Origin of the sequence: Acidiphilium iwatense (assembly GCF_021556475.1) — a bacterium.
Lineage (GTDB): Bacteria > Pseudomonadota > Alphaproteobacteria > Acetobacterales > Acetobacteraceae > Acidiphilium > Acidiphilium iwatense.
This window is the reverse complement of the sequence record NZ_JAKGBZ010000007.1, coordinates 1-13,864: the sequence shown is the minus strand read 5'-3', so window position 1 is coordinate 13,864 and position 13,864 is coordinate 1. Positions and strand designations below refer to the sequence as shown.

The 13,864-nt window shown below is 64.6% G+C and carries 15 protein-coding genes and 1 tRNA gene; 6 read left to right on the top strand and 10 right to left on the bottom strand.

The window, feature by feature from the left end; all coding sequences use genetic code 11:
• Window positions 1–195: 195 nt before the first annotated feature.
• Together L2A60_RS05210 and L2A60_RS05205 are read right to left on the bottom strand one after the other, a co-directional pair.
• Window positions 196–271 (bottom strand) — tRNA-Glu (locus L2A60_RS05210).
• A 68-nt stretch (window positions 272–339) separates the two neighbouring features.
• Complete coding sequence (locus tag L2A60_RS05205) at window positions 340–645, bottom strand: hypothetical protein (RefSeq protein WP_235703314.1); 306 nt, start codon at window positions 643–645, stop codon at window positions 340–342.
• A gap of 77 nt (window positions 646–722) precedes the next feature.
• Here L2A60_RS05205 and L2A60_RS05200 point away from each other — a divergent pair, with 77 nt between their 5' ends.
• Both L2A60_RS05200 and rpoH read left to right on the top strand, forming a co-directional pair.
• A complete protein-coding gene (locus tag L2A60_RS05200) occupies window positions 723–1,706 on the top strand; it encodes an RluA family pseudouridine synthase (protein ID WP_235703313.1) in 984 nt (327 codons plus the stop codon).
• 249 nt (window positions 1,707–1,955) lie between these two features.
• Window positions 1,956–2,867, top strand: a complete 912-nt coding sequence (rpoH, locus tag L2A60_RS05195) for an RNA polymerase sigma factor RpoH (protein WP_235703312.1) — start codon at window positions 1,956–1,958, stop codon at window positions 2,865–2,867.
• A gap of 56 nt (window positions 2,868–2,923) precedes the next feature.
• On the opposite strand, the gene L2A60_RS05190 is transcribed toward rpoH, so the two are convergent.
• The 7 genes from L2A60_RS05190 to secB all read right to left on the bottom strand — a co-directional run bounded on the left by L2A60_RS05190 (window position 2,924) and on the right by secB (window position 9,318).
• Window positions 2,924–3,730 (bottom strand): NAD-dependent epimerase/dehydratase family protein, encoded by an 807-nt coding sequence (locus tag L2A60_RS05190; protein ID WP_235703311.1) that lies wholly within the window; start codon window positions 3,728–3,730, stop codon window positions 2,924–2,926.
• A 3-nt stretch (window positions 3,731–3,733) separates the two neighbouring features.
• Window positions 3,734–4,120 (bottom strand): type II toxin-antitoxin system VapC family toxin, encoded by a 387-nt coding sequence (locus tag L2A60_RS05185; RefSeq protein ID WP_235703310.1) that lies wholly within the window; start codon window positions 4,118–4,120, stop codon window positions 3,734–3,736.
• Window positions 4,117–4,362 (bottom strand): type II toxin-antitoxin system Phd/YefM family antitoxin, encoded by a 246-nt coding sequence (locus tag L2A60_RS05180; protein ID WP_235703309.1) that lies wholly within the window; start codon window positions 4,360–4,362, stop codon window positions 4,117–4,119. Before L2A60_RS05180 ends, L2A60_RS05185 begins: the two co-directional genes overlap by 4 nt.
• 64 nt (window positions 4,363–4,426) lie before the next feature.
• Entirely contained in the window at window positions 4,427–5,755 is a 1,329-nt protein-coding gene (locus L2A60_RS05175; RefSeq protein WP_235703308.1) for a TldD/PmbA family protein, read from the bottom strand.
• Window positions 5,752–7,017 carry a M16 family metallopeptidase gene (locus L2A60_RS05170; protein ID WP_235703307.1) on the bottom strand — a complete coding sequence of 422 codons (1,266 nt, stop codon included), beginning with the start codon at window positions 7,015–7,017 and terminating at the stop codon, window positions 5,752–5,754. The genes L2A60_RS05175 and L2A60_RS05170 overlap by 4 nt, the downstream gene beginning before the upstream one ends.
• A complete protein-coding gene (gene thrC / locus L2A60_RS05165; RefSeq protein ID WP_235703306.1) occupies window positions 7,014–8,417 on the bottom strand; it encodes a threonine synthase in 1,404 nt (467 codons plus the stop codon). Before thrC ends, L2A60_RS05170 begins: the two co-directional genes overlap by 4 nt.
• A gap of 391 nt (window positions 8,418–8,808) precedes the next feature.
• The gene (secB, locus tag L2A60_RS05160; protein ID WP_235703305.1) at window positions 8,809–9,318 is read right to left on the bottom strand and encodes a protein-export chaperone SecB; all 510 of its coding nucleotides are present in this window, start codon (window positions 9,316–9,318) and stop codon (window positions 8,809–8,811) included.
• A gap of 80 nt (window positions 9,319–9,398) precedes the next feature.
• Between secB and argC the strand changes: the two genes are divergently transcribed.
• The 4 genes from argC (at window position 9,399) to L2A60_RS05140 (ending at window position 12,953) form a co-directional block, all read left to right on the top strand.
• Window positions 9,399–10,349: an N-acetyl-gamma-glutamyl-phosphate reductase gene (gene argC / locus L2A60_RS05155; protein ID WP_235703304.1), complete on the top strand. Its 951-nt coding sequence runs from the start codon at window positions 9,399–9,401 to the stop codon at window positions 10,347–10,349.
• Window positions 10,346–11,923 carry an APC family permease gene (locus L2A60_RS05150; RefSeq protein ID WP_235703303.1) on the top strand — a complete coding sequence of 526 codons (1,578 nt, stop codon included), beginning with the start codon at window positions 10,346–10,348 and terminating at the stop codon, window positions 11,921–11,923. The genes argC and L2A60_RS05150 overlap by 4 nt, the downstream gene beginning before the upstream one ends.
• Window positions 11,924–12,009: 86 nt before the next feature.
• Entirely contained in the window at window positions 12,010–12,243 is a 234-nt protein-coding gene (locus tag L2A60_RS05145) for a hypothetical protein (RefSeq protein ID WP_235703302.1), read from the top strand.
• A gap of 158 nt (window positions 12,244–12,401) precedes the next feature.
• Window positions 12,402–12,953, top strand: coding sequence for a hypothetical protein (locus tag L2A60_RS05140; RefSeq protein WP_235703301.1), 552 nt, complete (start codon window positions 12,402–12,404; stop codon window positions 12,951–12,953).
• Between the two features lie 27 nt (window positions 12,954–12,980).
• On the opposite strand, the gene L2A60_RS05135 is transcribed toward L2A60_RS05140, so the two are convergent.
• The coding region (locus tag L2A60_RS05135; RefSeq protein ID WP_235703300.1) for an IS66 family transposase at window positions 12,981–13,864 on the bottom strand (884 nt) is incomplete at its 5' end.

The following is a 13,864-nucleotide window of genomic DNA, read 5'->3' as shown; positions in this document are numbered from 1 at the left end:
CAGGGATCGATTCCCTGCCGCCGTCATGACGATCCGACGATAAAATATGAACTGATGAATCGGTCCTGGGAAACGGGGCGACGGGCTAATACCAACCCGCGTGGATCAGGACCCATGCGCCCAATTACGGCGATCGAGGGACATGACACGCCAGGGTTGCTCGATGGGCCGATTGGACCAAAAACTCAAGAAAATTGGTATCCCGTACCGGATTCGAACCGGTGTTGCCGCCGTGAAAGGGCAGTGTCCTAGGCCTCTAGACGAACGGGACGTCGCCGGCGCGTATAATCGTGAACCGGGATGGTTTCAAGCACCCGAGCGAACCGAATTGATGCCGGTTTATCGGGCAAGGCTCACGGTGCCAGCGACGACGCCGTTCTCCGGATCGACGAAAACTACCTTTCCGCCATGAGCGGTCCTGATCCAGATCGCCACCCGTCCGCCGGATGCGGCGATGCCGCCGATCGAAGCGCCCAGCCCGGCGGGCAGCGCGGTCGCGAACGGCGCCGTGCCCGGAATCCCCGGCACATGCACGGCCGGCACGGGGCTGGCGGTTGACTCGAAGACGCGTTTGACCACAACCCCGATCACCAGCGCGGTACCGAGCACGATCAACACGCCCAGCCCGATCACCAGAGCCTTCAAGCCCTTCAAATCCTGTGAACCCTGAACCCGATCCATCCGCCTCACCACCCGATACCGAACCGGTACTTTACGGAATCTTGCCGCTTTCCGCCACGCCGGACGACCGGGGCGAGCGGCTGGACCGTTTCCTGGCCAGAAGATTGGCGGGTTTCTCGCGCTCGCGGATCAAAAACCTGATCGAGGACGGCGCGGTGACCTGCGACGGGGTTACGGTAAAAACCGCTTCGATGCCGGTGCGGGCAGGTGCGATCTACCGGATCGAGATTCCGCCCACGATGCCGGCCACGCCCCAGGGCCAGGCCATCCGGTTCGACATTCTCTACGAGGATGCCGACCTGATCGTGCTCGACAAGCCGGCCGGCCTCGTGGTGCATCCCGCCCCCGGCAACCCGGACGGCACGCTGGTCAACGCCCTGATCGCCCATTGCGGCGACAGTCTCGTCGGCATCGGCGGTGAGCGCCGCCCCGGCATCGTCCACCGGCTCGACAAGGATACCTCAGGCGTGATGGTCGCCGCCAAGACCGAATTCGCCCATCATGCGCTCTCCGCCGCCTTCGCCGCGCGCGACCTCGATCGCGCATATACAGCCCTGTGCTGGGGAACCCCGCAGCCGGCCGAGGGCACGGTCGAGGGCGCCATCGGCCGCGATCCGCGCGACCGCAAGCGCATGGCGGTGGTCGCCAGAGGCGGCAAGCCGGCGCTCACCCATTATCGCACCGAACGGCGCTTCGGCATGGGTGCCGCGCTGCTCGACTGTCGGCTGGCCACCGGACGGACACATCAGATCCGGGTACATCTCGCCCAGCTCGGCCACCCGCTGGTCGGCGACCCGGTGTATCTCCGCCGCCGCCCTGCCGCCGCCGCGCATATCCCGGAACCGACGCGCGGCAGGCTGCTCGATTTCCCGCGCCAGGCGCTGCACGCGGCACGCCTGGGCTTCGTCCACCCGCGCACCGGCGTCGCATTGCGGTTCGCCACCCCCCTGCCCGCCGACTTCGCCGCCCTCGTCTCTGCACTCGAATCCATCTCGTCCACGCATAGCTATAATACAGGACTGTAATAGTCCTGTTAATTGACATCGACGACGCCGGCATGGTAAACGCACCACAGTCAAGTCTGAATAGCTGCCATATTGCATCTTAACCCGGTGATTACTGCCTTTTCAGGGGTTCTCTCGGGAGCGTGACACGGCAAGATCGCTACTTGGTGTAAGCAGGTTCGAACGAGAGACGAACTATCACAAGGGTCGGGATGTTTCGCATCCGTTTGGTCGCCCGATCCATCAAATTGAGACGAAAGGAGCTACCCAATGGCCTCTGGAGTCGGTTCGATCGCCCCGAGCGAGGGCAATCTTTCCCGGTATTTGCAGGAAATTCGCAAATACCCCATGCTGTCGCCCGAAGAGGAAGACAGGCTCGCCCGCGCATGGCGGGACAATCACGACAATAAGGCCGCCCATAAGCTGGTGACCTCGCATCTCCGCCTGGTCGCCAAAATCGCCATGGGCTATCGCGGCTACGGCCTGCCGCTCGGCGAGATGATCTCCGAGGGCAATGTCGGCATGATGCAGGCGGTCAAACGCTTCGACCCCGAGCGCGGCTTTCGCCTCGCCACCTATGCCATGTGGTGGATTCGCGCGGCCATCCAAGAATATATTTTGCATTCCTGGTCGCTGGTAAAAATGGGCACCACCGCCTCGCAGAAGAAGCTGTTCTTCAATCTGCGCCGGCTGAAGGGCCAGATGCAGGCGATCGACGACGGCGATCTCAAGCCCGAGCAGGTCGCGCATGTCGCCCATATGCTGAACGTGCCCGAGCAGGACGTGATCAGCATGAACCGGCGCCTCGCCGCACCCGATCACAGCTTGAACGCGCCGATCCGCATGGATGGCGAAGGCGAATGGCAGGACTGGCTGATCGACGACAGCGAGAGCCAGGAAGACAGCATCGCCGATCGCGAGGAAATGACCGGACGGCGCGCCCTGCTCGCCACCGCACTGAAAACCCTCAACGACCGCGAGCGCCATATCCTGATCGAGCGGCGCCTGAAGGACAACCCGACCACGCTGGAAGACCTCTCGCAGCAATACAACATCTCGCGCGAGCGGGTGCGCCAGATCGAGGTGCGCGCCTTCGAGAAGCTGCAGAAATCGATGAAGGCGCAGGTCGCCGAACAGCGCGCCGAACAGCGCCAGGCGGTGCAGGCGCGGCTGACCGCCTGATCCGATCCAGGAAAATCGAAAACGCGGCCGGACCTGAAGGTTCGGCCGTTTTCGTTTCAGCGCGAAGCAGCGAAAGTTCCGCCCTGGAACCGCACGGCTTCCGGGTCACCGCCATCCGGCTCCGCCTCGATTTCGGCGGCGTAATCCTCGGCGTTCTGGGCGGGTGCATAGCCGAGCTCCGCCGCCTCCGCATTGTCCCACCAGCGTCGCGTATTGGCCGAAACGCCCCAGACCGGCCGATAATCGGTGAGCGGTGCCGCGAGGCTGCGCAGCACCAGCCGTTCCAGGTCATCGTCTCCGAGCCAGGTCGAAAGATGCCGCCGCTCGGTGGGGCGCGGCAATGCGCTGCCGATCCGCAGCGCGACCCCTTCGATACCGTATTTGTCCCAATAAAGCCGGCCCATCCCCTCACCCCAGAGTTTCGACAGCCCATACAGCCCGTCCGGGCGATAGGCGTCGGACAGCGACAGACGCTGCCCCGCCGGATACATGCCGATCGCATGGTTGGAGCTGGCGAACACAACGCGCCTGACTCGGTGCCTGCGCGCGCCCTCATACACGGCGTGCAGGGCGACCAGATTGTTCCCGATAATCTCGGGCAGGGGCCGCTCCACGCTGGTTCCCGCGAAATGCAGCACCGACCCGGCCCCTTCGAGCGCCCGGTCGATCACCGTGGAATCGCGCAGATCGCCGGTGACCACCGTTTCACGGTCGCCGAGCGGCTCAAGCGCCCCGATATCGGCCGAACAGAGCGAAAACCCGCGCGCGAGCAGGCGCGGCCGGAGCACAAGCCCGAGCCGCCCGCCCGCGCCGGTCAGAACGATCGTCATTCCGTGAAGGCCGAGTTCGGGCTGATTGGTCACGTGTCACACCATGCGGATTGGCGCCGAATAGCGCGCGAGTATCGGATCGGCGGTGAGAAGCAGAATCCCTTCGACCATTGCCTGGGCAATCAGGATGCGGTCGAACGGGTCCTTGTGGATCGGCGGCAGGTCGCCGGTGGCGACCGCGTGGGCGGACGTGACCGGCAGTTCGACATAATCCCGCTCGCGCAGGCCGCGCCGCAACAGCCGTGGGTCGACCTGGAAATCCACCCGGCCAAGCCCGTGCTTGATCGCGATTTCCCAGAGGCTCGCCGCACTGAACATGAGCGTTTGCGTCTTGTCTTCGAGCAGCGCACGGATGGGCGCGGAAAGCCGATCCGGCCGGCCCGACGCCCAGAGCAGCACATGGGTATCGAGCAGAAGGGTCAATCGGACTCGACACCGAACAAGGACGCGATCGCCTCGGCACCCATGCTGTCGAAATCATCCGGCACCGAAATGGCGCCGGTCATGAAGCCGAGTCGTGACGAAACGACCGGCGCATCGAGCGCGACCAGCTTGACCAGCGGCTTACCGGCCTTTGCGATCACCACCGTCTCGCCCCGCGCCGCCTGTTCGATGAGGCGGGATAAATGGGTTTTTGCCTCGTGAATGTTGACAGCGGTGTTCATCGTGGAGTTTTTCGAGTTTAGTCCGACAGACTTAGTTTGATTAGTCGGAAAGTGCAAGCGAAATTCATGCCCCCGCCATGGTCATACCCTCGACGCGGACGGTCGGTGCATCGGTGCCGCGGCGGAATTCCAGGTCATTCGCCGGGGTAAGGTGCAGAAACATCTCGCGCAGATTGCCGGCGACGGTGATTTCCGCAACCGGCTCAGCGATCCGCCCGTCGCGAATCATGAATCCGGCGGCGCCGCGCGAATAATCGCCGGTAATGCCGTTCACCCCCTGGCCGATCAGCTCGATCACATAAAGCCCGAGCTTGATGTCGGCGATCAGCGCCTTGGCGGACAGCGCGCCCGACGCGAGATACAGATTGCTCGGCGCCGGGCTCGGCGGATTGCTGGTGCCGCGCGATGCATGGCCGGTGGTGGTGAGACCGAGCTGCGCCGCGCTGCGGGAATCCAGCAGCCAGGTGGTCAGCACGCCGTCCTCGATCAGCGCCCGGCGCGATACCGCCTGGCCTTCGCCATCGAAGGCGCGCGAGCGCAGGCCGCGCACCCGTCGAGGATCGTCGATCACCAAAATCCCAGGCGCGAACACAGGCTTGCCCATGGAATCCTTAAGGAAACTGGTACCGCGCGCGATCGCAGCGCCATTGATCGCGCCGGTGAAATGGCCGAGCAGGCTGGCCGCCACGCGCGGATGATACACCACCGGCAGCTTCGCCGTGGCCGGCCGTCCGGGGTTCAGCCGGCTCACCGCGCGCTCCGCCGCCGCCCGTCCGAGTTCCGCCGGGTCGCCAAGATCGGCACCGTGAACGGCGGAGGAAAACTCATAGTCGCGCTGCATCGCGACCCCTTCGCCCGCGATCGGCGACACCGAAACGCCGTGACCCGAGCGCGTATAGGCACCGGCGAACCCGCGCGATGTGGCAAGGGCGATATGGCTGCGCGACCAGGACGCACCCGCGCCCTCGGAATTGGTGATCCCCGCGAACCCAAGCGCCGCCTCTTCCGCCGCCGCCGCCCGCGCCATCAGGGTTTCCGCCGACGGTTCGGCGGGATCGTCGATATCGAGCGGTGCGGAATCCTCGGGCGGCGGTGCGTCCGGGATATCGGCGAACTTATCCTCCGGCACCACACGCGCCATCGCCACCGCCTGTTCGGCAAGCCGATCGAATCCCGCCGGATCGACCGCACCCGCCGAAACGATCGCGCTTTGCCGGCCCACGAACACGCGCAACCCGATCGTGCTGGTCTCGGCCCGCTCGATTTCCTCGACCTTGCCCATCCGCCGTCCCACCGAAAGCGACGTGCCCGAAGCCAGCAGCGCATCCGCCTGATCCGCCCCGGCGCGCTTCGCCGCCGCAAGCAGCTCGCCCAGCCGGTCGAGCCCGCTCATGCCGCAAGCCTTTCCAGGATTTTCGGCATTTGCGGCACCCGGCCGATCGGCCCCAGCGCAGCCAGAGTCGGCTTGGCCCGGAAGATCCGCGCGGCGACGCGGGTAATGTCGGCCTCGGTCACCGCGTCGATCTTCGTGACCGTCTCGGCGACCGGCACCACCCGCCCGAACACCTGCCATTGCCGCGCCAGTTGCTCGCAGCGGCTGCCGGTGGATTCGAGCGACATCAGCAGCCCGGCCTTCACCTGCGCACGGGCGCGCTTCAATTCCGCCGTAGTGACGCTTTCCCGCACCTTCGCGAGTTCGCCGAGCGTCACCGGGACAAGCTCCGCCGCCTCGGCCTCGCCGGTGCCGGCATAGATGCCGAACAGCCCGGCATCGTTGGTGGGCAGGGAAAAACTGTAGATCGAGTAGACCAGCCCGCGTTTCTCGCGAATTTCCTGGAACAACCGCGACGACATCCCGCCGCCGAGCAGGGTGGAGAGCAGCATCGCCGCGTGGAAATCGGGATCGGCATAGCCCACCGCGGGGAAGCCGAGGACCAGATGCGCCTGATCGAGATCGCGCATTTCGCGATATTCGCCGCCGGCATAGGCAGCCGGCAACGGCGCGGCCGGTGCCGCCTTCGGCAGATCGGCGAAATGCTCGGCGACCAGATCGACCACCCGATTATGATCGAGATTGCCCGAGGCCGATACCACGATATTCTCCGGCGTGTAATGCGCGCGCATGTAGCGGCGCAGCGCCTCGGGGTTCAGCGCGCGGATGATCGCCTCGGTGCCGAGAACCGGCCAGCCCATCGGCTGGTCGGGATAGGCGGCGAGCTGGAAATGGTCGAAAACGATATCGTCCGGCGTGTCGTTCGCCTGGCCGATTTCCTGCAGGATCACCCCGCGCTCGCGCTCGAATTCCGCCGGATCGAACGCCGAATGGCAAAGAATATCGCCGATGATATCGACCCCGAGCGGCAGATCTTCCTTCAGCATCTTGATGTAGTAGGCGGTCTGCTCGCGCGAGGTATAGGCGTTGATGTGGCCGCCGACATCCTCCACCGCCTCGGCGATCTCGGCCGCACTGCGCCGCTCGGTGCCCTTGAACGCCATATGTTCGAGAAAATGCGACACGCCGTTCTCCGGCGCGGTTTCGTGGCGGGTGCCGACCCCGGCATAGGCGCCGAACGAAACGGTCTCGACCCGCTCCATCCGCTCGGTGAGAATGGTCAGGCCGGAATCGAGGTGGGTGATCTGCACACCGTCGGTCATGCGTTGTTCCTATGCGCGAAATTACGGACCACTGCCTGCACCTCGGCGAGGTGAGACCCGGACCGCTGAAAGACTTCAGGACGATGATATAGGTCGCCGAGCCGTTCGGGCAGCCCCGGCCGCATCCCGATCGCGCGATGCATCGCCTCCGGGAACTTGGCGGGGTGCGCCGTCGCCGCCGCGATCGCCGGAACCCCGACCGGCGCACATTCCCGTGCCGCGGCGATGCCGATCGCGGTGTGCGGATCGGCGATATAGCCGGTGTCCCGCTGAATCCGCGCGATTTCGGCAAGCGTCGCCTCGTCGTCCAGCGAAAACCCGGCGAAATCGCGCTTCAGCGCGCGCCAGACCTGATCCGGCACCGCCATCCGCCCGGTCGCCCGGAAATCCGCCATGGTCCGCTCGGTCGCCTGCGCGTCACGCCCCAGAACCTCGAACAGCAGCCGCTCGAAATTCGAACTCACCTGAATGTCCATCGAGGGTGAGACCGTCTCGACCACGCCCGTTGTGCTCATGTCGTTGGCGGCCAGAAACCGCGCGAGAATGTCGTTCGCATTGCTCGCCACGACGAACTTCGCCACCGGGAGCCCCATCCGCCGCGCCGCCCAGGCCGCCAGCACATTGCCGAAATTGCCGGTCGGCACCGCGACCGCGACCTCGCGGTCCGGCGTACCCAAGGCCAGCGCCGCCGCGACGAAATACGGAATCTGCCCGGCAATCCGCGCCCAGTTGATCGAATTCACCGCCGACAGCCGCAACTCCTCGCGGAACGGCGCATCCGCGAACATCGCCTTCACCAGCGCCTGGCAATCGTCGAAATTGCCATCCACCGCGATGTTCAGCACGTTCGGCGCGCGCACCGTGGTCATCTGCCGGCGCTGCACCTCCGAGGTTTTCCCCTCGGGATGCAATATCGCGATATCCACCCGTGAGCGATCCCGGCACGCCTCGATCGCCGCAGACCCGGTATCGCCCGAGGTCGCCCCCACGATCGTCACCCGCTCGTCGCGCGCCTCCAGCACATGATCGAACAGCCGCCCGGCCACCTGCAGCGCCAGATCCTTGAACGCCAGCGTCGGACCATGAAACAATTCCAGCGCGAACAATCCGGCATCGAGCTGCACCAGCGGCACCACCGCCGCATGGTCGAACCCGCGATACGCATCCCGACAGATCCGCTGCAAATCCGCGAAGGTTACAGCACCACCGCACATGAACGGCGCCATCACCCGCGCCGCCAGCTCCGCATACGGCAATCCGCGCAGCGCACGCCACTCCGCCGCTGAAAATTCCGGCCAGACCTCCGGCACGAACAGCCCGCCATCCTCGGCAAGCCCGGCCAGCAAAACTCCATCGAAATCCCGCGCAGGCGCACCCCCACGCGTCGAAACATACCGCATCACCCCTCCAACGGCCGGAACCGCATAACAAGCAAGATCAGGGGCCTCGCCCCCCCCACTAAGGGCTTAGCCCTTAGAACCCGCTAGTGTCCCGATTCGGAAGTTCGCCGGTGCTGATTAAGGCGTCTTAACGAACTTCCGAATCGGAAGGGCACTAGCAAACATATGATTCTAGTGTTGTTTTTGGTTCTGAAGTTCCTAAACGCACCGCCGCACATACGTAGGAACTTCAGAACCACCACACTAGTTCGAGCCATGGCAGGCGGGGCCAGGATGCGCTCTCGCAAACACAAGCCCCGCCTGTCATGACCCGGATCAATGGATTCCAAAGGCTACGCCTTTGGCGGGGTTCCAAGGGGCAGCGCCTCTTGGCCTTCTTGCAGTCCCCGGATCAGGCGTTGGCGACGGGTGGTGCGTCCATCTGTTCGCGGCGGGATTGCCAGAGGCCGACGAAATCGACCGGGCCGAGCATGACGGGCGGGAATCCGCCGTCGCGGGTGATGTCGGCGAGGATGTTGCGGGCGAAGGGGAACAGCAGGCGCGGACATTCCACCAGCAGGACGGGTTCGATCTGGTTTTCCGGAATGCCGGTGAGGGTGAAGATGCCGGAATAGGCGAGATCGGCGATGAACACGGTCATATCCTTGCCGGCCTGGCCGTCGCCCGCGCCGTTGCCCGATTCGGGAGGGGTCGGGATGGTGGCTTCGGCGCGGGTGGCGAGGGTGACCTCGTAGACGTTCTGGTCTTCCTGCAGGCGGCGCACCTGGACATCGAGATTGATGTTCACCGACGGCGGCTGGCGCAGGATGGTATAGATCGCCGGCGCGTTCGGCACCTCGAAGGAGAGATCCTTGGTATATTGGATATTCAAAGTAAGCGGTGCGGTCTGCGTTTCGGACATTGGGCTGGCTCCATCTGACTGACGCGCCGCCTAGCACAAGGCCGCGTTTGGTGCCAGCATAGTTGCAGAGGGGGTGTGCCATGGCAAAGAGCGTATTCATCGACGGCGAGGCCGGGACCACGGGATTGCAGATCGGCGAGCGGCTGCGCCGGATGCCGGGTGTGGTGGTGCGCAGCCTGGACCCGCAGGCGCGGCGCGACCGCGCGGCGCGGCAGGCGATGATGGCGGAGGTCGATCTGGTGGTGCTGTGCCTGCCGGACGATGCGGCGCGCGAGGCGGCAGATATGGTGGAAGGCTTGGGCGGTGCGGCGCCAAAACTGCTCGACGCCAGCACGGCGCACCGGGTGGCGAATGGCTGGGCCTATGGATTTGCCGAACTCGCCGAGGGTCAGGCGGAGGAGATCGCCGAGGCCCCGCGCGTGGCCAATCCCGGCTGCTACGCGACGGGCGCGATCGCACTGCTGCGCCCGCTGGTCGATGCCGGGATCGTGCCCGCCGACCACCCGATCGCGATCAATGCGGTGTCGGGCTATTCCGGCGGCGGCAAGACGATGATCGCCGATCACGAGCGCGCGGGCGGACCGGCGTTCGAACTCTATGCGCTGTCGCTCAACCATAAGCACCTGCCGGAGATCGAGCGCCATGCCGGGCTCGCGCGGCGGCCGATTTTCGTCCCCTCGGTCGGGCATTTCCGGCAGGGAATGCTGGTGTCGATCCCGCTGCATCTGGATACGCTGCCCGGCCGGCCGACCGCGCGGGAAATCGGCTGCACCCTGGTCGGCCATTATGACGGGACGAAGCAGGTCCAGGTCCGCAAGACGCCGGTGGAGCAGCGGCTCGAAGCCGAGCCTGCCGCGGGCTCGGACGTCATGGAACTGTTCGTGTTCGAAAACGAGGCGGAGAGTCAGGCGGTGCTGGTGGCGCGGCTGGACAATCTCGGCAAGGGTGCCGCCGGAGCGGCGGTGCAGAATATCGGGCTGATGCTGGGGCTGGAGGTAACGGCGCGCACGCTGGCCTACGCCACGGCATGAGGGAAGGCGGGCTGAAGCGTGAGGCGGGGGCTGCCGGCCTCATCCTCGCCAGCCTGGGCGGCATTGTCGGATCGGGGTGGCTGTTCGGGCCGCTGAACGCCGCGAAGGCGGCAGGCCCGGCCGCGCTGATCGCGTGGGCGATCGGCGGGGTCGCGATCCTGATGCTCGCCTTCGTCTACGCCGAGCTGACCACCGCGTTTCCCCGCGCCGGCGCGGTGATCGCGCTGCCCAAGCTGAGTCATGGGAAATTGCTGGCGACCGTGATGAGCTGGGTGGTTCTGCTCGGCTATCTCACCTCCGCTCCGGCCGAGGCGACGGCGGTGATCACCTACGCGAACAATTACGTCCATGGCCTGGTGCTGGCGGACGGCACGCTGAGCGGCGCCGGGTTCGTCGCGGCGGTGGCGCTGCTCGCGGTGTTCGCGCTGATCAACACGCTGGCGATCCGGCTGGTGCTGCGGGTCAACGGCGTGATCACCATCTGGAAACTGGCGATTCCGATGCTCACCGCGATCGCCTTTCTGCTCGCGCGGTTTCATCCGGTGAATTTCACCGCGCATGGCTTCGCGCCGCACGGGGTTGCCGGGATTTTCTCGGCGGTCGCGACCTCCGGGGTGATCTACGCCTATACCGGGTTTCGCGCGGCGGTGGAACTGGCCGGCGAGTCGCGCCACCCGAAGCGCGACCTGCCAATCGCGATCGTCGGATCGGTGGCGATCGGGTTCCTGCTCTATGCGGCGCTGCAGATCGCCTTCATCGGCGCGGTCTCGCCCGGCGATCTCGCGAAAGGCTGGTCCGCGCTGCGGTTCACCGGCCTGTCCGGCCCGTTCGCCGGGCTCGCCGGGCTGCTCGGCATGAGCTGGCTCGCGGTGCTGCTCTATATCGATTCGGCGATATCGCCGGCCGGCGTCGCGATCATCGCCTATACCTCGACGCCGCGCCTGTTCTACGCCGCCGGACATGAAGGGCTGGTGCGCGGGCCGTTCGCGCGGGTCTCGCGCGCCGGCGTGCCGATCGTCGGCGTCGCGATCGCCTTTGCCGTGGGCGTCGTTTTTCTCCTGCCGCTGCCCTCCTGGCGCGCGCTGATCAAGGTGGTCGCGGCGGCAGCACTGCTGTCCTATGGCATGGCGTCGGTCTCCCTGATTACGCTGCGGCGAACCATGCCGGTCGAGCGCCATCCGCGCCCGTTCAAGCTCGCCTTCGGCGTGCCGGTTGCAGGGCTGGCCTTCATCGTCGCGAATTTCATCATCGTCTGGACCGGCGCGCACACCGCCAACGTGATGATGGGTTATGTGCTGATCGCGGCGGTGCTCTATGCAGTCGTGCAGCGCGCCACCCATGGCGGATTCGATCATCTGGAAATCGCCGAGGCGTGGTGGATCGCGCCCTATTTCGCCGGACTGTGGGCGCTGGCCAATCTCGGTCCGAAAAACCTGACCCATGGGATCGGCGCGCTGTCCGACCTCGCGCTGTCGGTGATCCTGGCCCTGTTCAGTGTAGCGATCCTGGTCGTCGCCGCGCGCTCCGGCCTCGCCGATCCGGTCGAGGCGAAGCAAACCATCGCGGCACGGTGAACAATACCAGATTCTATCCGCGAATACCCGTCATCGCGCGGAGCGAAGCGACAAAGCGATCCATTGATGATATCCTATGGAAGATCATGCACAAGAAACTGACCATCACGGTGGACGAAGAGGTTTATGACGGGCTTCACGCCGTTGTCGGACGCAGACGGATCAGCCGGTTTCTCAACGATCTCGCCCGCCCGCATGTCACCCAGGCCGCGCTGGCGGAAGGCTATGCCGCGATGGCCGCCGATACCGCACGCGAGGCCGAAGCCTTTGATTGGGCGGCCGGGTTGGTTGCGGGTGTTGCGCACGACAACTTTGGCTGATCTGCAAAGCGGGATCTAGCATTATGAGGCAAATGCGCGGCAGCTCCAGAATGCACTCCGCGCGGCCGAAGTCGCCATTTGTAGTTACGGCAACTTATTATAATGAACTTTCGCGGACCGCATTTCGGCGCTTACCTAAAGCGCAGAAGCTAGAAGTCATGGTCGAATGGTTTCACTCGAACTACGAGGATCCCGCGGACCAAACACCATACGAAACCGCGGAAGGTGGATATCAGTGGATATGGGGAGGTCCATACGATGCTAGCGAAGAAATTGAGGGTATGTTTGGGAACTTAATCTCGGAGGCGTTGATAAAACAAGCAGTCGCAGAGGTGCAGTCGGATGGTATTGTCGATTGGGCCCCCACGTTTAAGCCCGATGATTATAATGATGACAGTCAATCGACTGAACTCGATGCGCTTGACGAAACTCCAGATGAGCCCGGAACTGTATTCGGGTCACCCGATGAATTAGCAGCCAGACAAAAAGCTGTCGATGCACTAATTAATCTCGAAAAGTCATTGCGTGCTCGACCCGTCGGCATAGGACACAACCAACCGCCTGACACTCTCCAAGAAATTGAAGCAGGAGTTGTCGGCAATCCAGCATCAACTGCCAAACAACTACGCGAGGAAATAGAGAAGCAAAGTATTTACTCACCCTGGTCAGGCTGTCTGCATGACGGGCTCTCCGGCCAACGCTGCGCGTAGTGCGGCGAGGGCTGAGATTCCATGCAATCACCCGGTGGCGATGACGCTGGCTGCGGCTGCGTAGACTTTGGCGCCCCATTCGGCGCGGAAGCCGCCGGTTACTTTGCGAAAAATCACCGACGGTCGGAGGGCGCGCTCACAGGCATTGTTCGTGTAGGGAACATCGCGCCTTGTGACGAAGCGGAACAGATCGTCACGATCGCGTCGCATGGCACGGAACAGGCGACGCGCCGCTGGACGGTTCGGTACGGGCGCCGACAGCAACCGGTCCAGCCGTTTTTCCAGATCGGTGCGGTATTTTGCCAGGGTAGCGTCCTTCAGTTCGCCGCGTCGCTTGCCGATCGCCACGGCGCGCAGCACCATCCATCGAAAGCCTGGCGCAAACCCTTCATCGCCGTCCTCGATCGCATATTTCGCGTCGCGCAGGAGATGGGCGAGACAAATTTGCCGGACCTTGCCATGACCGATCTGCCCGCCGTAACGATCCGCCACCCAGACTTCCGGCCGCGCCCCATTCAGGAAGCCGACAACCACCGAGGCGGCGCGCGTATCGGCGATCACGTGGCAGATTGCTGTTGATCCCAGCAGCACCCACTGCCACCAGGTGTTGCCACCAACTCGTGCCGAGGTTTCGTCCGAGCCGATCACGGCGGATGCGCGTACGGCCTCCGCGATTGCCGCCGCGGCAGCCAGCAACGGCGCTTCAGCGCGAGCCAGAATATTGGCGATGGCGCCTTCGCTGATCGCCAGGCCAAAAGCCTCCGCCATCCTCATGTCTCCCCTCATTTTGAGGCCGCAGGCGCCATTTAGCCGAAGAATCGATTGAGGCCTGTCGGCATTCCGGAAGGAATCCTGGCGGCCCGGTTCCGATTCCGATTGTTGCGCGCCGCCGAAATCTCTTGCCAATCCTG